A 16,286-nucleotide genomic window follows, 5' to 3' on the forward strand; every position below is an offset into this window, starting at 1 on the left:
GTCGATCATTCGTCCGCTAGGCAAAGCACTACGACAGGACTCTCTTTGCGAACCCAATCGGCGGTACACGAAGATGTGGACGTGCCGCGGCTGACTACCCGGTGAGTGGCGCTGCTCGAGCTGCATGAGACCGGACTGACGTATGTCTCGCTGGTCCCGTCGCCCTTGTCTGCCCCGAGCCTTCGTACGATGCAGTCACCTACCGAGGCATTGGCGATGACCGACGCCGTGTCGCTTCCGCTGTACGTCGGCGCCACCGTCCGGGATGTGGTGGTCGCATACGTCGGATAAGTCGTACTCGACGATTCAGATGTGTAGTAGAGAGAAGACGCGCTGTCGTAGTCGTCGAACGCGCGGGTGACTGCATTGGCAATGAGAAACATCCACACAATCGACAGCACCAGAAGCGCGGTGAAGATGTAGCCGATGACCAGACCGGCGATTGCAAGTCCTCGCCCCTGCTCACCGGTTCGTTTGATCTGCGCCAGCGAAATGTGGCCGAGCACAATGCCGACCGGCGCCAGCACGAGCGCCCCGACCAGGGCGGCAATTGCGAGGCCGTTCGTGGTCGGAGGTTGGTACAGAACGCCCTGCGGTTGGGCACTCCAGTACTGCTGCTCCCCACCAGGCGGGGGCGGTGGTGGCGGTGGCGGTGGTGGCGGAAGGGTCACCGAATAAGCCGTCGATAGCGCATTCCGTGAATCTAGCGACGCCTCGGAGACCTGTCTGTCGTCCGTTCGGCGGACTGATGCAGAGGTGCCGAAATGTGAAGAGTTCTAACCGGCGAGCAGGCTCAGCCGCCGTAGACCTCAGGGTCCAGGGTGCCGATGTACGGCAGATCGCGGTACCGCTCGGCGTAGTCGAGGCCGTAACCGACGACGAACTCGTTGGGGATGTCGAAGCCCACGTCGCGGACGTCGACGTCGATCTTGACCGCGTCCGGCTTGCGGAGCAGGGTGACGACCTCGAGCGAAGCGGGATTACGCGTCTTGAGGTTGCGCATCAACCACGACAACGTCAGGCCCGAGTCGATGATGTCCTCGACGATCAGCACGTGGCGACCGGCAATGTCCTTGTCGAGGTCCTTGAGGATGCGGACGACGCCCGAAGACGAGGTCGAGGATCCGTAGGAGCTCACGGCCATGAATTCCATCTGCGACGGGATCGGCAGGGCGCGGGCGAAGTCGGTCATGAAGAAGACCGCTCCCTTGAGGACGCCGATCAGCAGCAGATCCCCTTCGGGGGCGCCTGCCGGGTAACGCTTGGCGATTTCCTCAGCTAGTTCCGCCGTTCGTGCACGGATCTGTTCTTCGGAGATCAGTACCGATGCGATGTCGCCCTCGTACACGCGTCAAACCCTTCGTCGGTCTTCGAATCCGAGGATCAGCCTGCCACGTCGCCGGGCCGCCACCAACCTCGCCTCCGGTGTTCCGCCCCCGATCGCGACGCCGCCTTGCCCCCGCCAGTCGATCAACAAGGCGTCGACCGCCCGTAACTGTTTGTCCGTCAATGCTTTTGCGCCGCCCTGCAGCAGCCAGGCCCGGAGAGCGCGTCGGCGGATTGCGGTGGGCGCTTCGGCAAGTGTGTCCACTTCCACTTCCCCGTCGACGACAGCCCGTAGAAGTAGGGCCTCGGCGTACTCGTCGAGCGCCTCGCCGTCCTCACGCAACTGCGTCGCGGTTCGGGCCAACGCCTCGGCAACTCCCCCGCCGAGAATTTCTTCGAGCAGCGGCAACGCCTCGTGCCGCAGACGCACGCGAGTGAACTCGGGATTGTTGTTGTGCGGGTCCTCCCACGGCGTGATGCCCAGGTCGACGCAGGCCGCCCTGGTCACCGACCGACGGATGCCGAGTAGCGGCCGTCCCCAGGGGGCGTCGAATGCAGCCATACCCTGAATCGATCGCCCACCGGACCCGCGGGACAGTCCGAGAAGGACGGTCTCTGCTTGATCGTCGAGCGTGTGTCCGAGCAGAACCGGGAGGTCAGTCCTGGCGTCGCGCAGAGCGCTGTACCGAGCCTCACGCGCAGCGGCTTCGAGACTCCCACCTTCGGCTACGTCGACGGTCAGCACCGTCGCGGTCCGGCAACCCAGCGCCAGCGCCTGGTCTGCGGCCGAGCGCGCGACGGCATCAGAACCAGGCTGCAGCCGATGGTCCACGATCAACGCGTCGACAGAATCGGTTTCCGCCACCGCTGCTGCGGTCAACGCCAATGAATCGGCGCCCCCGGACAGGGCGACGACCACACGGCGTCGTGGCTCGAATGCGACCGTCCATGCCCGCACGGCCTGTCGCAGCGCCAGGAGGGCAGGCGTCTCAGGCAGCAGCATCTAGCCGAGAACGCGCTTTACCCACGCGTCGGGATTGTCGATCTCGTCGAGCAACGGCAAGGTCTCGGGCCCGGTCCAGATGGTGTTGAACTGCTCCATGCCGACCTTGAGAACCACCGCGTCGACGAAGGCCTTGCCGCGTACGTACTGCGCCATCTTGGCGTCCATGCCGAGAAGCATCTTGATGATCCGCTGCACGGGGTTGGACTTGCGCTGCCGACGCTTGTCGAAGGCCGCGCGGATAGTTGCCACCGACGGCACCACGGCGGGGCCGACGGCGTCCATCACGTGGTCTGCATGCCCTTCGAGGAGGGTGCCGAGTACGAGCATCCGATCCAGCGCGTCACGCTGAGGTTCTGCCTGCGAAGCACGCAGCAGGCCGATGATCCCGCCCGCCGTCGCACCGTCACTGGAGTCGGGTTCCTTCCGCGAGCGCAGCTCTGCAGCAAGGCGCCCGACAACGTCGGTCATCGACTCGTCCACCGTCGCACCAAGCGTTTCGACGGATTCCTTCATGTACTCCGCTAGCCACGGCGAGGACGAGAACTGAACCCGGTGGGTGACCTCGTGCAGGCAGACCCACAACCGGAAGTCACTCGGGTTCAGCCGAAGGGACCGTTCGACGGAGACGATGTTCGGTGTGACCAGAAGCAGGGTGCCGTGCTCGCCGGTGAACGGGTCGTACTGCCCGAGAATCGCCGAAGACAGGTACGCCAGCATGGCGCCGGCCTGCAAGCCCGCCGGCTTTCCGACGATGAGATTGCCACTGCCGTCAGGGTCGGCGCCGGTGAGATGCGCCATCGACCGCGAGGCCGCCGTGATCCACCCGGCCCGGTCAAGCACGTCAGCGGCCGGGACCGGTAGACCGTCGGCCAAACCGGTCACTTCACGAACCGGCAGTTCTGCACGCTTGGATGCCTCGGCGAGTTCTGCGGTTGCCGTCTCGGCCGTGTAGCGAGACATCGCGGGGCCGCCGCGCGCCAGTTTTATCCCGGCTTTGGCGGCAAGACTCCAGTCGACGGCACCACCGAGCGGAGCCGAGGCTTCATCATCTTGTGGAGTCTTTTCGGCCACTATTGGCACCCGCAATTCCTCAATGCTCCGGCAATCGCGTCCAGGGCAGGACGGCTCACTTCTGGCGGCCGGTCATTGGACATCAGTGCGAAGGTGAGCACTCGCCCGTTCTGATCGACCACGAACCCTGACAACGCGCTGGCCGTCGAGAGAGTTCCCGTCTTGGCCCGCACCCAACCCGCACCGGTTCGGTTTCCGGACGCGTAGCGGTCGGACAAACTTCCTGTTCCGCCGGCCACCGGAAGGTAGTCCAGCAAGGGGCGCAGTTTCGGATCACCGTCACCGGCCGCAGCCGTCATGACGCGATCGAGTACCTGAGCGGGAATGAGATCGTCGACGGACAACCCGCTGGAATCGTGCAGCGAAACTCCGGTGTAGTCGAACCCGGCGGCCTGCAGGGTCTTGCCGGTCGCGTCGACGGCTCCGGTGAACGAGGCTTCGATTCCGGAGGCAATCGCGACCTCACGCCCGATGGTCTCGGCGAGCACGTTGTCGGAATGTTCCATCATCTGCAGCAGCCGGTCGCTCAGCGGCGCCGACTGCACGGTGGCGATCGGCTTGGCACCGGCAGGCGCCGCGCCGAGACTCACGTTGGCGGGATCGACACCGAGTGCCTGAGCGAGCACCTTGCCCGCGTCCAACGCGGGCGTTTCCGAACGCGGCGACTCGTCTTGAGTGCCGTCGTACCGACCGCCTTCGATCATCACCGATTCGATCGGGGTGATGTAACCGGCCGCGATGTCAGCGGGGAACCACCCGGTGGCCATGTTGTCGCCCTTGAACAAACTCGAGTCCACCACGACGCTGGTCACCGGCGTACCGGCAGCCTTGATCTGGTCGACGAGATCCGCGATGTGCGCTGCGTTGGCGTAGTACCCGCTCTGCCCCTTCGGCGTCGCCGTCAGCGTCGGGTCACCACCGCCGACCAGAACGACCTGCCCGGGGCTCGCTCCGGGGACCACCGTCGTGGCCAGCCTGTGGTCGAGCGGCAGCTTCAGCAGTGCCGCCGATGCGGTCAGCACCTTCGTCGTGGACGCAGGCGTCATCGGCGTCGACGGGTCTGCGCTCCACAGAATGTTTCCGGTGAGCGCATCAGCGACAACTCCGGTGAACTTCCCCAGATCCGGGTTGGCCACGGCCGGGCCGATCGCCGCTGCGATTCCCGACGCGCTCGGGATCGGTGCGTCCGTCGGGACGGGCACCACCTGAGGTGACGGCGTCACGAGCGCAGGCTGCGGCGACGTAGTCACGGTCGCGCTGCCGGCTGTGTCGTTCGACGTACCGAGTTTCACGACGACAACTCCGGCGACGGCCAGTACAACCACTGCACCGACCGCCAGAAGGATGCGGAAGTTACGCCGTCGACTCTCTTCCAACGAGCCGATCTTCTTCTTTCCTTGGCCCGCCAACGCCCCTCCGTCTGTGCTCTGCCTACTGGGTGGTCAGGCAACCTTATCCTTGACCCGATATCCTTCCGACGAATCATTACCGACACGACAGCGAGGAATCGGCGTGGAGTTCGACGTCACCATCGAGATCCCCAAGGGTCAGCGCAACAAGTACGAGGTCGACCACGTAACCGGTCGCGTCAAACTCGATCGCTACCTCTACACAGCTTTCGGCTACCCGGCCGACTACGGCTTCATCGAAAACACCCTGGGTGAGGACGGCGATCCGCTCGACGCCATGGTCCTGCTCCCCGAGTCGGTCTTCCCCGGCGTCATCGTCGAGGCTCGCGCAGTCGCGATGTTCAAGATGGTCGACGAGGCCGGCGGAGACGACAAGGTCCTCTGCGTTCCGGCCGGTGACCCCCGCTGGGATCACATCCAGGATCTGGGTGACATCTCACAGTTCGAGCTCGATGCGATCAAGCACTTCTTCGTCCACTACAAGGACCTCGAGCCGAACAAGCACGTCGAGGCAGCCAACTGGGTCGGCCGCGCCGAGGCAGAGGCCGAGATCGAGGCTTCGATCAAGCGTCTCGCTGCCAACGGCGGTCACTGAGCTCGAGTTCTCAGGCCTAACGAAAATCCCCGCACATCGGAAGATGTGCGGGGATTTTTGTGCTGTTTTTACTCGCCCTTGCAGTTCCTACTCACCCTTGCAGTTTCTACTCACCCTGGAAGACCGGCGGGCGCTTCTGGAAGACGGCGGTGATGGCCTCGGTCAGATCCTGCGAAGGCAGGAACGCCGCGTTCCAGGCTGCGACGTAGCGAAGGCTGTCGTTCACGCACGCGCTGCGGGTGTGATCGAGCACGTCCTTGATCCCGTGGACCACGAGCGGCGGATTGAGCGCAATCTCCTTGGCGGTCGCGCGCGCCGCGGCCAGTACCGCGTCGGCATCTTCGAAAACGTCGTTGACGAGGCCGATCTTCTCGGCGCGCGCTGCGTCGATGTCCTTGCCGGTCAGAGCCAACTCACGCAGGTGTCCGTCGCCGATGATCGCAGGCAGACGCGCGAGGCTGCCCATGTCTGCGACGATCGCGACCTTGACCTCGCGGATGCTGAACTTGGCATCGGCACTTGCGTAGCGGATGTCCGCCGCCGTGATCAGGTCGACGCCGCCGCCGATGCACCAGCCCTGCACAGCTGCGACGACGGGCTTGCGGCAATCTGCGACGGCATTGATGCCCGACTGCATGCGCTTGATCATGTCGTGGAACTTGGTGCGCGGGCCCGCCTGAGCCTTGTCCGCGAGGACGGCACCGAATTCACCGCTCATCGCCGGCAGGTCCAGGCCGAACGAGAAGTGCTTGCCGGAACCGGCGATGACGATTGCACGCACCTCGGGATCGGCGTCGAGGTCGGCGAAGATTTCGGGGAGTTCATTCCAGAAATCCGGCCCCATCGCGTTGCCCTTGCTCGGCCCGATCAGCGTCACCTGGGCGATGTTGTCTTCGCGCTCGACGGTGAACGCATTCCAGCTCTTCTGTTCAGTCATTACTCAAGAGTAACTAAAGGTCGGGCTCAGCCGAAGACCGCTGCCTTCATCCGAAGATTCCTGCCTCGTCAAGTACCAGTACGACGAGGGTGACGGCCATCAGGGCGAACATGATGAGCATCGCCATCCTGGCCGCCCGCTCACTCGTGGGCGGGAAAACGCGCTGCGCCGGATGCTCTGCCACGTACTCGGACAAGGACATGGTCCTGGCACGTGAGCGTGTCGGATTCTGTACCGCTGCTGTTGTAGCCATGTCGGTGATCCTTTCAACTACGCAATCTCAGTCAGGTACCCCAAAGGTGAAGTACCCGACTGAGTTCGACTTCTCCAATGTAGACCCGCAGACCGAAGAAGTCAGCGTGAGTTTCGTGCGAATTACCTGAGAGTTAGTCCACACAGGGAATGCCGCCATTCGCGTCCGCTCGGATAGGTGATCCCTGCGCTCCCGTGTCGGGAACTGTGCCGGCGGATACCGAGGAGTCCGACTGCGCCGGAGCGGCCGAGAACACGGTCTGCGCATTGTCCTCACCGATCAGTACAGACACTGATTCGGCCGCTGCCTGCTCGTTCGGCACTGCGGCCACGCCCAACTGCTCGGCCAGCGCCTCTGCGACGACTTTGGCGCCGACTCCATAGCTGACCACCGACTTTGCCGTCGCAGCTGCGGTGCTCACCTCTCCGACTTCGACTCCCGACGCTTTCATCGCCGCTGCCAACGCGGCGCCCAACCCGTCCGTCGCGGTTCCGTTGCGGATGTCCACAACTTCGTTCCCGGTCGAGATCGCGGTGTCCATCGCAGGTGCAGATGCCGAGTCACCTCCCGCGAAGATCCGCGACACTTCACTACGCAGACGCGCCGGATCGACCATGTTGACGTCCTGGCCGTCGACGGTCTCGTATCCCTCGATGGGCAGGGTGTAGAAGTCGATGTTCCCACCCGCGAGAGCGCTTGCCTGAGAAGCGAATCGGACGGGATCCATGGCGGAATCGATCACCACGTCCTTCTTCACCACGTCGGCCAGTGCCGTCATCTTCGGAATGTTTCCGATGACGCCGGAGCTCTTCAAGTTGGCGATCACCGCGCTGATGAAAGCCTGCTGCCGGTGGGTGCGATCCAAGTCCCCGTTGTCCAGGCCGTGGCGTTGACGGACAAACGAAAGTGCCTGTGACGCATCGAGAGTCTGAACCCCCGCCGGGAAGTTGGCGCCCGAGAAGTCATCCTGCACCGGATTGTTGAGGCACACCTGAACAGTGCCGATAGCCGAGACGACGTCATAGAAGCCCATCAGGTTCACTTCGGCAAAGTGATCGATCGGAACCTTGAGCAGATTCTGCACGGTGGTCAGTGTCGACCGCCGACCGACTTCACGCGCTTGTTGTTCTCGTGCAGCAGGATCCGTCACACCGTCCGCTACGAGTTTGGCGTCCGCATCAGCCTTCGCCATTCCGTAGGCTTCCTTGATCTTGGCCATTCCATAGCCGGGTACCGCGACGTAATCGTCGCGTGGAATTGCCACCGCACTGGCCTTGCCACCATCGCCCGGAACATGGAGCAGGATAAGCGTGTTCGTGTTGTACCCACCCACATCACTGTCCCCTGCGTGCAACTTGTCGGTGACGAACTCTGCCGGCAGGTCACTGCCGTCCATCGCCTTGCGACTGTCGAGCCCGATCAACAAGATGTTGGTATCCCCGTCGAGAGAACTTCCGGCGTCGTCACCGAGGGCGGAGAGCGCATCCGACCGGTACATCCCCGACGTCAGATCCGACTGCACATACCACCCGATTCCGACGCCCACCAGAATCGTCGTCGACAGGGACGCCGCCGCCAGCTTGCGCCCTACCGAGAGCGTCGACCGCTGCGGTTGACGCCTACGCCTGTGCCTGGTTGCCGAGTGTCGAGGTCGCGGTTCCACGGCCGACACGCTATCCACCGTTCCTGAGTAGAACCTGTCGATACCGGACACAGCTGGTCATTCGCTGAAAGAACGCTGAGAATGAAGTCCGAATTGGGCAAATCTGCTCTAGGCTCCGCCCTGTGGACCGCCGACGCTTCCTCAGTGCCCTCGCAGCAGCAACTCTGACCGGAACCGCCGCAGTGACCATGGGAACCGCTTGTTCGTCACGTTCCGTCGGGACGGCCGTCGCCGCAGCCGACGAGCCAGCAGACCCCGCCGCTGTTCCGAATCTCCCGCCTGCCTTGCTGCCGCCTCCACCGCCGTCTGCCCGGGTGCCGCTGCCCGCCGGCGGATCGTTGACCGCCCTGCCCGGCGGCGGGGATCTGTTGGCCCTGACGGTTGACGACGGAGCCAGCTCCGAAGTCGTGCGCCTCTACACACAGTTCGCAAAAGACACCGGCATCCGTTTGACGTACTTCGTCAACGGGCAATACAACTCGTGGACCGAAAACGCCGGACTTCTCAGACCTCTTGTCGAGAGCGGACAAATTCAGCTCGGCAATCACACCTACTCGCACCCGGATCTGACGTCAGTGTCGAAGCAGCAGATCGCCGACGAGCTGACGAAGAACGGCACGTTCCTGCGCAACACCTACGGCGTGGATGCGGCGCCGTACTTTCGGCCGCCGTATGGAAGGCACAACGCGACAGTCGATTCCGTGGCCGCGAGCGTCGGCTACACCGTACCCACCCTCTGGTACGGGTCGCTGTCGGATTCTTCGTTGATCACCGAGGAGTACATCCTGCAGATGGCGAACCAGTACTTCAATCCGGGGGCCATAGTGATCGGACACCTCAACTATCTGCCCGTGACCCACGTGTATCCGCAACTGGTGGACATCATCCGAAGCCGGAACCTGCGGACGGTCACGCTCAACGATGTCTATCTGAAGCCGTGACGCCGTGGTGACCGCAGCCGACAACGAGGTTCCGGCCGACAACAGGGCTCCGTCTGTGAAACAACGCACCGAGGCCTGGCTGCTCGCGGACATCACCGAGGAACCCGCCGGACATCTGGGGCCACACCGGATGGCGCCGAAGAAGGAGAAGCGCCACCCGTGGTGGAAGGTGATGTGCCTGACGGGTGTCGATTACTTCTCCACTCTCGGTTACCAACCCGGTATCGCGGCACTGGCGGCCGGCACGTTGGCTCCCATCGCGACAGTCGTGTTGATTCTGCTGACGCTGTTCGGTGCGCTCCCGGTCTACCGGCGAGTGGCTCGCGAGAGTCCGCATGGCGAGGGGTCGATCGCCATGCTCGAGAAGCTGCTGCCCAAGTGGCGCGGCAAGATCTTCGTTCTCGTGCTTCTCGGATTCGCGGCCACCGATTTCCTCATCACTATGACGCTCTCGGCTGCCGATGCCACGGCGCACCTCGTCGAGAATCCTTTTGCTCCAACCTTTCTCTCCGGACACACCGTCGCCGTCACCCTTGTTCTGCTCGCGCTCCTCGCTGCGGTATTCCTCCGCGGATTCACCGAAGCGATCGGTATCGCGGTCGGATTGGTCGCCGTCTACCTCGCCTTGAACGTGGTGGTCATCTCCGTAGGTTTGTGGCACATCGCGACCGCGCCGTCGTTGGTCACCGACTGGACGCGCGCCATGACCACCGAGCACGGAAACCCGGCGATGATGATCCTGATCGCGCTGATCGTCTTCCCGAAGTTGGCTCTCGGTCTGTCCGGCTTCGAAACCGGCGTCGCGGTCATGCCGCAGATCAAGGGCGATCCGCACGACACGGAACAGAATCCACGTGGCCGAATCAAAGGCGCACGGCGCCTGCTCACCACTGCGGCGCTGATCATGAGCGGATTCCTGCTGACGTCGAGCCTGGTCACCACCATCCTGATCCCAGAAAACGAGTTCCAACCCGGAGGCGCTGCCAACGGTCGCGCGCTTGCCTTCCTCGCGCACGACTATCTGGGTGAGATCTTCGGAACCGTCTACGATCTCAGCACGATCCTCATCCTTTGGTTTGCCGGTGCGTCGGCAATGGCAGGGTTGCTCAATCTTGTTCCGAGGTATCTCCCCCGCTACGGTATGGCGCCGTCGTGGGCCCGCGCCGTGCGTCCGCTGGTCCTCGTGTTCAGCGTCATCGCCATCACCGTCACGATCTACTTCGACGCCGGTGTCGACGCTCAGAGTTCCGCGTACGCAACCGGTGTCCTCGTGCTCATCTCGTCGGCGACCGTCGCCGTTGCCCTGTCCGCTCGCAAGCACGGTCAGCGAAAACTGTTCGTGGGGTTCAGTTTTGTTGCAGTTTTGTTCGTCTACACGACGATCGCGAACATCTTCGAACGTCCAGACGGTGTGAAAGTCGCATCGTTCTTCATCGCCGCGATCATGGTGGTGTCCTTCCTTTCCCGGATCTCGCGAGCCTTCGAACTACGGGCAACCTCCGTCGAATTCGACGAGACTGCACTGCAATTCATCGCCGAGGCAGCCGAGAAGGGTTACCTCGCGATGGTGGCGCACGACGTCGATCGTCTCGACGAGGACGAGTATCGGCAGAAGGAATCGCAGCAGCGCGCCGAAAGCAACATCCCGGAGGCGGAGTCGATCATCTTCATCGAAGTCAACGTCACGGACTCCTCCGAATTCAGCACCGACCTCCTCGTCCACGGCCGACAGCGCGGTGAGCACCGGATCCTCTGGGTCGACAGCCCTGCCGTCCCCAACACCATTGCGGCGGTTCTCCTGCGGACGAGAGACATCACCGGCGTGATTCCCAACGTCTACTTCGAGTGGACCGAGGGAAACCCGATCATGTACCTGCTCCGATTCCTCTTCATCGGTGAGGGCGAAACCGCTCCCGTGACCCGTGAGGTTCTCCGCCGAGCCGAACCCGACCAGTCCCGACGGCCACACGTCCACGTCGGTTGACGCGGCACTCCCACCGACCGCTCACGCGGGTACAGGTGCGCCGTTGCTCGCACAGCCAGCTTTGTTTATTGCTTCGGGCACAACCGACCTCGGCCACGAGGTTCGAGCATCCTGCGAGAACGCATCCGGTGAACATCTGCACCCTCAGAAGTCGGCGAACATCAGTGACAAGCAGTTGGGAGCAGGACGGGCTTACCGGGGCGGGGAGTGGTTGAACGCGATTCTTCGTTCGATCTATGGTCCGGAGGAGACACTTAGTGGACAATGCGAGCATGACGACCGGCGCGCCTGCTCAAACCGTGCACTTTGATCAGAAGCATTACACGGCAGTGGTTTCTGGCGCGAAAGTTTCCACCGTCCGCTGGCGCGAAGACATTCACGAAGGGCCGGCAATTTTCATCTTCGATAATCACCCGACCGCCCGCCCCCCTGCAGGACAGGTCACCGCTGTAGAAACGTACGATCTCGCTCATCTGTCGCCGCTAGCAGCCCGCCAGCCACCCGGCACCGACATGACGAATTTCGCAAGACAACTCCGGGTCAACTACTACCCCGAGATGCCTGAAGACGCTGTTGTTCAGGTGGTAGTCATAGCCACTGGTGACCGTGGGGATTCGTCACTACCCACGACGTAGTGTGACCGAACTCAGCCGTCGAAAACGTCTGTTGTATTTCCGTGTGCGTCGAGGTCTGCGCTGCCGGCGCCGACCCACTGACCGGAGTCAGTGTGGGTCCGGCTTTGAGAAGCCGATCAGGTCGTTGCGGCCCATTCTGGCTGGGTTGATCGGTCCAGGCGCTCTGGCACTCGTCCGAGGTCAGCGTTGTCGTGGATCCTCTGCGACAGGACCGCCTTCGTTTTCCCACCGATCCAGTGCGCGTTTTTCCTGCTTGGCGGCGGTGTCTTTGCGTGATCCGAGCGATTTTACGGACTTGAGTAGTTCTGTGAGTCGGCCCATGACCGGACCATACTCGACTTTCCGGCGATGCTGACCCAGGGTTGGACGTATCTCCATCGGAGATGCCATAGGAGACTTCGACGGCGTCGACAACCACGAAACCCTCCGCCCAAACCACGAAACCCTCCGCCCAGCCCTGCTTGCATGTGGTGATCGGCATCGGGGCGCCAGTGGATGTGAAACTTGGTGGTGTCGAGGTCGGCTAGTTTTCGCTCCGGAGCGCCCAGCTTGGGAGTCGGCCGAATCTCGACTGGCGTCGGGTTTTGTTGTGGCGCCTTAGTTTTTATCCAATTTGCCCACGTGTAGGTCTGTTCGGGCGTGGTCTCGTGGTGCTCGATCATGGCCTGCCAGTGCTGCGGAAAGGTCATCGCGGAGCGCAGCGAATTTCTCTTCGCGTGGACACCGCAGGTGGCCGGACCGCCGAGCAGGCGAATGCAGTAGATGATCCAACTGACAACGGTTCCTGGTCTATGACTCGTCCGACAGACAGGTGCCCTGACCGAGCCCGTCCACGACCGCAGACGGCGACCCCATCGCGACGGGACGATGTGACGGAGATCGGGAATGACCGCGACATACAATCGCGGTCAGAGCGAAGCGCCAGGCCGAGATTCCGGCACCGAGGTGAGGGAGGGGCAGGATGTTCGGTTGGAAGAAGAAGCGCCACGATTCGAAGATGACGCTCGACGATGTGATGTCAAAGCTCCGGCCTGACCTGAGTCGGGAATCGCTCGGCGTCGGGCCCGACTTTCCTGGCGTCGCCCCGAACCCGCTCATGAGCAGTGATGCACGCAAGCGCAGTGCGGAACTACGTACGGGGGCGCTTGCGCTCGGCGTTCTCGTCGACTGGCGGGAGGTCAACAGCAATCCACGCGCGGTCCTGATGTTCGACGTGGAGACCTCCGACGGCATCTCGTTCCGCGGTATCGCAGACGAAGACCTCACGATCACCGAACTGACACGACTCGCCCCGGGACAGACGTTGCCCGTGCGCTACCGGCCGGCCGTCATGGACCACTACGTCGCCCTTGCCAGGGACGCGGACCCCGCCCACGTGCAGCAGCTCTCCGACGAGATCGCGAGCCGCAAGCGGACCCCTGCCAGCCATGCGACAAACGCGTGAATTCACCTACGGCTGGAAGAGATTCCGGACGAACGAGAGGCTTTCGGGGAGCGCTGCCCGCATCGTCTCGATATGACCGGTCGGATATGTTCGGAATGTAACTGGCTGGCGGTTGGCGGCGAGTTCGGCCGCGAGTTTCAAAGCCAGCGGTGCCGGCACCATCTCGTCCGTCAGCCCCTGCCCGAGGAACACTGGCCGGTCGTACCCGGTCGTCGGGATCTCCAGCATGCCGCGAGCAGCAGCCAGCACCGCGGGATCGTCGAGGGGCCGGTTCACCAGATCGCCGATCGTGACGTCGCCGAGGCCCGATGCCATGTCCTGGTAGCAGTCGGTTTCGGCTCGGGCCAGGGCATCCGTGCCGCGTGGTGTCAGGTAGCGATCGATGTCGAGATCGGGTCGCGCCGCCCGGAGTCCGGCCAAGAGGTACGAGACGAACACGGTGCTGCCGGTCAGTGGCAAGCGGGGAAAGTCCGGCCCCACGAGTGGTGCAAGGTTCTCCAGATTGGACGGCGCCCCGGTCGCGACCGCGCCCCGGTAGTCCAATTCGGGTGCGTACCGTGTGGCCATCGCTGCCGTGACCATAGCGGCCTGCCCGCCCTGAGACTGTCCGAGTGCCAACCACCGCGGTGAGAGCGACGGTTCGACCGCACGCGCGGCGCGCACCATGTCGATCACGCTGTGCGCCGCCGACGGTCCGTCCAGGTACGCGTGGATTCCCGGCGTGCCGAGCCCCACGTAGTCGGTCGCGACGATCGCGTAGCCCTGCGAGAGCCAGTTCGTGAGGTACGGACTGCCGACGGTCCCGGTCACGGTGGGAGCGCACTGGTCGGAAATACCTACAGTGCCGTGAGCCCACGAGATGACCGGCCAGCCACCGTCGGGTGGATCGCCGGGGGGCAGGAAGAGCGCGCCCGTACTCAACGCGGGCTGGCTGCGCGGTCCTGTGGACCAGTACGTGAGCTTTGATGCGTTGGCGGCGCCGGGAATCCAGAAGGAGTGCGGCAGGGAAGTTGCCGCGGTCACTGTGCCCGGCGCCGTGATTGGCGCCGGTTCCTGCGCGTGGACGGGCGCGGTCGAGACGGCCGCGGAGGCGAGTGCGATCACCATCAATGCTTGGCCGAGCCGTCGTCGGATCATCGCATCGCTCCCGTGGTTCGTCGGTGTCTGCGCCGACTTCCATTCTGCGCGAACCGGAGGTGCCGGTATACCGGTTCGACCATCTTCGGGTGCCGCTCCTGCAGTCGAGGGGCCAGCGGACCGTGCGCGACGAAGAACTTAAAGCCGAGGTCAGCCGTGTGCGTACCGAGAATTATTCGGTCTACGGCGCACACAAGGTGTGGCTGGAAATGCGTAGTGAGGGCATTGATGTGGCACGGTGCACGATTGATGGTTGTCTTCGGGCTCGAATGCGCACGAAGAGGCATGCCCAAGGGCTACCTCGAGCATGATCGGTCCGTCGACGTTGAGCCAGTGAGGTGGGACTTTGATGCGAGGGTGCTCGAGGCTGCGGTTGGCGAGCGCTTCGCGGCGTTCGAGGCAGGTCAGGTGGTCGTCGACGTGCCGTCGATGTCGAGCTACCTACTGATTCGTTCGACGCGCCACGGGGGGATATCCCGCCGCGGCCTGACCTTGATCGCACGAAATTTGTATCCGTCCTGGTCGATGACCGGCTCCCATTCGAAGTCGACCTGCTCTCCGACGACGAGAGCGCTGATCCCTCCGCCGATGCTGAAACTGTCGCCCGGCCGAGCGTTGATGACTTCGTCGGGGTGTAGGGCGCTGTAGAAGGTCCAACAAACCGCCCGGAGTGTCCGCGGAGTCGATGACTCCCCAGCCTTCCTCACCATTCCACGTGGTGACGACACCGATCGCTGGGGTGCCGATCGGGGGCGCGATCGTATCGTCGAGGTCGGTGATGTCTAGATCGGTGACCTCGTGAACGGTGCCGTCGGGATCGATATCCCAAGCCCTGAAACCGGGCGGTCCCGGCGGCGTGTGGTCCTCGCCGACTGGCCACGCCTGCACGGTGTGAAAGTCGTAACCGTCTGCCGGCTCGTCGAGTTGATTCCACTCGAACTCGACTTCCTGACCTTCGACCAAACCCGGGAACCCGTGGACCACTACAGATGTCCATGAGGTCCAGCTACCGCCCGGAGTGTCTGCGGAGTCGATCACGCCCTGCATACCCCCCACGTCCCAACTACGTGCCACTCCTCGGCTCGTCATGACCTCAGTATGTCCAAGACCACGGTGGCTAATGAGCGGAACCCGAAAGCCTGTCCAGAACGGGCGGAACTGGGGTAACGAATCTGTGGGGCACTTGATCACCTATGCAACCTGGTCCCAAAATTGTTTTCCTGCAACACTTCTGAACTTCCTAACGCGGTTCGTCTCGGGAAGTTCGAGGGGGTGATCACGTTGGGTATGAGCATTTTTTCGATGCACGCGATCATCGAAAAATCCGAACGCGTGAACGACCAGGAAGGCGAATAGACATTCACCAACAAAGGCCCGAGGCAGTGGCGAGCATGTTGACCACGACCAGTGTCGACGATACGACCGACAGTGTCGCGAGCACGGCCGCAGTCACGGTGCGGAGACGAAGCGCGCACACGACGAATGCCCCAGACCATACGGACAACGTCGCGATCACCAGCCATCCGCCACCGGCCATATCGCGTTCCGCAGGTCCGTCACAGCTCGTGTCGATTGAATCCCACAGACCGAACAACACCAAGGCCGCCGCCACGAGCGTCCAGACCAATGCAAGGAACAACACGCCGATCTTCCGCCAGATGGTCACGTCCTGAGCCTGCACGCGAAGCGACACCCGCGAATCCGTACAACTACTCAACGTCGACCGCGGAACTGGTCTCTGCGCACTTTTTCGCAGCGAGCGCCCTATTAACGACCTTGGTGTTCGTTTTGAGCTTGCTGGTGATGGCGAGCCCGAGCGAGCAAAGCGCCTAGCTGGATACGGGCCGACCAGAGAAGAAGGTCAGTCACGATCGGGTCTTTTCCT

Annotated in this window: 17 protein-coding genes; 6 read left to right on the top strand and 11 right to left on the bottom strand. The window is 63.1% G+C overall.

Annotation, left to right across the window (positions count from 1 at the left end):
- Nucleotides 1–5 precede the first annotated feature (5 nt).
- The 5 genes from RE4_RS23485 to dacB all read right to left on the bottom strand — a co-directional run bounded on the left by RE4_RS23485 (nucleotide 6) and on the right by dacB (nucleotide 4,812).
- A complete protein-coding gene (locus tag RE4_RS23485) occupies nucleotides 6–671 on the bottom strand; it encodes a DUF4190 domain-containing protein (RefSeq protein WP_060939450.1) in 666 nt (221 codons plus the stop codon).
- Nucleotides 672–793: 122 nt separating this feature from the next.
- Nucleotides 794–1,348: a hypoxanthine phosphoribosyltransferase gene (gene hpt, locus RE4_RS23490; RefSeq protein WP_019746778.1), complete on the bottom strand. Its 555-nt coding sequence runs from the start codon at nucleotides 1,346–1,348 to the stop codon at nucleotides 794–796.
- 3 nt (nucleotides 1,349–1,351) lie between these two features.
- Nucleotides 1,352–2,329 (bottom strand): tRNA lysidine(34) synthetase TilS, encoded by a 978-nt coding sequence (gene tilS / locus RE4_RS23495; protein ID WP_046377881.1) that lies wholly within the window; start codon nucleotides 2,327–2,329, stop codon nucleotides 1,352–1,354.
- Nucleotides 2,330–3,403: an Rv3626c family coenzyme F420 biosynthesis-associated protein gene (locus tag RE4_RS23500; protein WP_019746776.1), complete on the bottom strand. Its 1,074-nt coding sequence runs from the start codon at nucleotides 3,401–3,403 to the stop codon at nucleotides 2,330–2,332.
- Nucleotides 3,403–4,812 carry a D-alanyl-D-alanine carboxypeptidase/D-alanyl-D-alanine endopeptidase gene (gene dacB, locus RE4_RS23505; protein WP_029254401.1) on the bottom strand — a complete coding sequence of 470 codons (1,410 nt, stop codon included), beginning with the start codon at nucleotides 4,810–4,812 and terminating at the stop codon, nucleotides 3,403–3,405. The genes RE4_RS23500 and dacB overlap by 1 nt, the downstream gene beginning before the upstream one ends.
- Nucleotides 4,813–4,915: 103 nt before the next feature.
- Between dacB and RE4_RS23510 the strand changes: the two genes are divergently transcribed.
- Complete coding sequence (locus RE4_RS23510; RefSeq protein ID WP_003941181.1) at nucleotides 4,916–5,407, top strand: inorganic diphosphatase; 492 nt, start codon at nucleotides 4,916–4,918, stop codon at nucleotides 5,405–5,407.
- Between the two features lie 106 nt (nucleotides 5,408–5,513).
- Here the strand turns inward: RE4_RS23510 and RE4_RS23515 are convergent, their stop codons facing one another.
- From RE4_RS23515 to RE4_RS23520, 3 genes are all read right to left on the bottom strand, one after another.
- Nucleotides 5,514–6,344: a crotonase/enoyl-CoA hydratase family protein gene (locus RE4_RS23515; RefSeq protein ID WP_060939451.1), complete on the bottom strand. Its 831-nt coding sequence runs from the start codon at nucleotides 6,342–6,344 to the stop codon at nucleotides 5,514–5,516.
- A 46-nt stretch (nucleotides 6,345–6,390) separates the two neighbouring features.
- Nucleotides 6,391–6,597, bottom strand: coding sequence for a hypothetical protein (locus RE4_RS31075; RefSeq protein WP_124568973.1), 207 nt, complete (start codon nucleotides 6,595–6,597; stop codon nucleotides 6,391–6,393).
- Between the two features lie 133 nt (nucleotides 6,598–6,730).
- Nucleotides 6,731–8,260 (bottom strand): LCP family protein, encoded by a 1,530-nt coding sequence (locus RE4_RS23520; RefSeq protein WP_230544148.1) that lies wholly within the window; start codon nucleotides 8,258–8,260, stop codon nucleotides 6,731–6,733.
- A gap of 122 nt (nucleotides 8,261–8,382) precedes the next feature.
- On the opposite strand from RE4_RS23520, the gene RE4_RS23525 reads away from it, so the two are divergent.
- The 4 genes from RE4_RS23525 to RE4_RS23545 all read left to right on the top strand — a co-directional run bounded on the left by RE4_RS23525 (nucleotide 8,383) and on the right by RE4_RS23545 (nucleotide 13,264).
- Nucleotides 8,383–9,201, top strand: coding sequence for a polysaccharide deacetylase family protein (locus RE4_RS23525; protein ID WP_020968335.1), 819 nt, complete (start codon nucleotides 8,383–8,385; stop codon nucleotides 9,199–9,201).
- A 4-nt stretch (nucleotides 9,202–9,205) separates the two neighbouring features.
- On the top strand, nucleotides 9,206–11,185 hold the full coding sequence (locus tag RE4_RS23530) for an amino acid permease (protein WP_081098417.1): 1,980 nt from the start codon (nucleotides 9,206–9,208) through the stop codon (nucleotides 11,183–11,185).
- Between the two features lie 272 nt (nucleotides 11,186–11,457).
- Nucleotides 11,458–11,820: an ASCH domain-containing protein gene (locus RE4_RS23535; RefSeq protein WP_060939460.1), complete on the top strand. Its 363-nt coding sequence runs from the start codon at nucleotides 11,458–11,460 to the stop codon at nucleotides 11,818–11,820.
- A gap of 961 nt (nucleotides 11,821–12,781) precedes the next feature.
- Nucleotides 12,782–13,264, top strand: coding sequence for a hypothetical protein (locus RE4_RS23545; protein WP_046377878.1), 483 nt, complete (start codon nucleotides 12,782–12,784; stop codon nucleotides 13,262–13,264).
- 6 nt (nucleotides 13,265–13,270) lie between these two features.
- Here RE4_RS23545 and RE4_RS23550 read toward each other — a convergent pair whose 3' ends face one another.
- Entirely contained in the window at nucleotides 13,271–14,401 is a 1,131-nt protein-coding gene (locus RE4_RS23550) for a lipase family protein (RefSeq protein ID WP_127159963.1), read from the bottom strand.
- Here RE4_RS23550 and RE4_RS31870 point away from each other — a divergent pair.
- Nucleotides 14,374–14,712: an IS3 family transposase gene (locus tag RE4_RS31870; protein ID WP_370671303.1), complete on the top strand. Its 339-nt coding sequence runs from the start codon at nucleotides 14,374–14,376 to the stop codon at nucleotides 14,710–14,712. The genes RE4_RS23550 and RE4_RS31870 overlap by 28 nt on opposite strands.
- 130 nt (nucleotides 14,713–14,842) lie before the next feature.
- On the opposite strand, the gene RE4_RS31460 is transcribed toward RE4_RS31870, so the two are convergent.
- Together RE4_RS31460 and RE4_RS23560 are read right to left on the bottom strand one after the other, a co-directional pair.
- A complete protein-coding gene (locus tag RE4_RS31460; protein WP_201799168.1) occupies nucleotides 14,843–15,490 on the bottom strand; it encodes a hypothetical protein in 648 nt (215 codons plus the stop codon).
- Nucleotides 15,491–15,761: 271 nt separating this feature from the next.
- Entirely contained in the window at nucleotides 15,762–16,094 is a 333-nt protein-coding gene (locus tag RE4_RS23560) for a hypothetical protein (RefSeq protein WP_020968326.1), read from the bottom strand.
- Nucleotides 16,095–16,286 lie beyond the last annotated feature (192 nt).

It is taken from the genome of Rhodococcus erythropolis NBRC 15567, from assembly GCF_001552595.1.
GTDB classification, from domain to species: domain Bacteria; phylum Actinomycetota; class Actinomycetes; order Mycobacteriales; family Mycobacteriaceae; genus Rhodococcus_F; species Rhodococcus_F erythropolis.

Coding starts and splice junctions, on each gene's coding strand:
- tilS (WP_046377881.1), bottom strand. CDS start 2,329: ATGCTGCTGCCTGAGACGCCTGCCCTCCTGGCGCTGCGACAGGCCGTG.
- RE4_RS23515 (WP_060939451.1), bottom strand. CDS start 6,344: ATGACTGAACAGAAGAGCTGGAATGCGTTCACCGTCGAGCGCGAAGAC.
- RE4_RS31075 (WP_124568973.1), bottom strand. CDS start 6,597: ATGGCTACAACAGCAGCGGTACAGAATCCGACACGCTCACGTGCCAGG.
- RE4_RS23535 (WP_060939460.1), top strand. CDS start 11,458: ATGACGACCGGCGCGCCTGCTCAAACCGTGCACTTTGATCAGAAGCAT.
- RE4_RS23545 (WP_046377878.1), top strand. CDS start 12,782: ATGTTCGGTTGGAAGAAGAAGCGCCACGATTCGAAGATGACGCTCGAC.
- RE4_RS31870 (WP_370671303.1), top strand. CDS start 14,374: ATGCTTGGCCGAGCCGTCGTCGGATCATCGCATCGCTCCCGTGGTTCG.
- RE4_RS23550 (WP_127159963.1), bottom strand. CDS start 14,401: ATGATCCGACGACGGCTCGGCCAAGCATTGATGGTGATCGCACTCGCC.
- RE4_RS31460 (WP_201799168.1), bottom strand. CDS start 15,490: ATGACGAGCCGAGGAGTGGCACGTAGTTGGGACGTGGGGGGTATGCAG.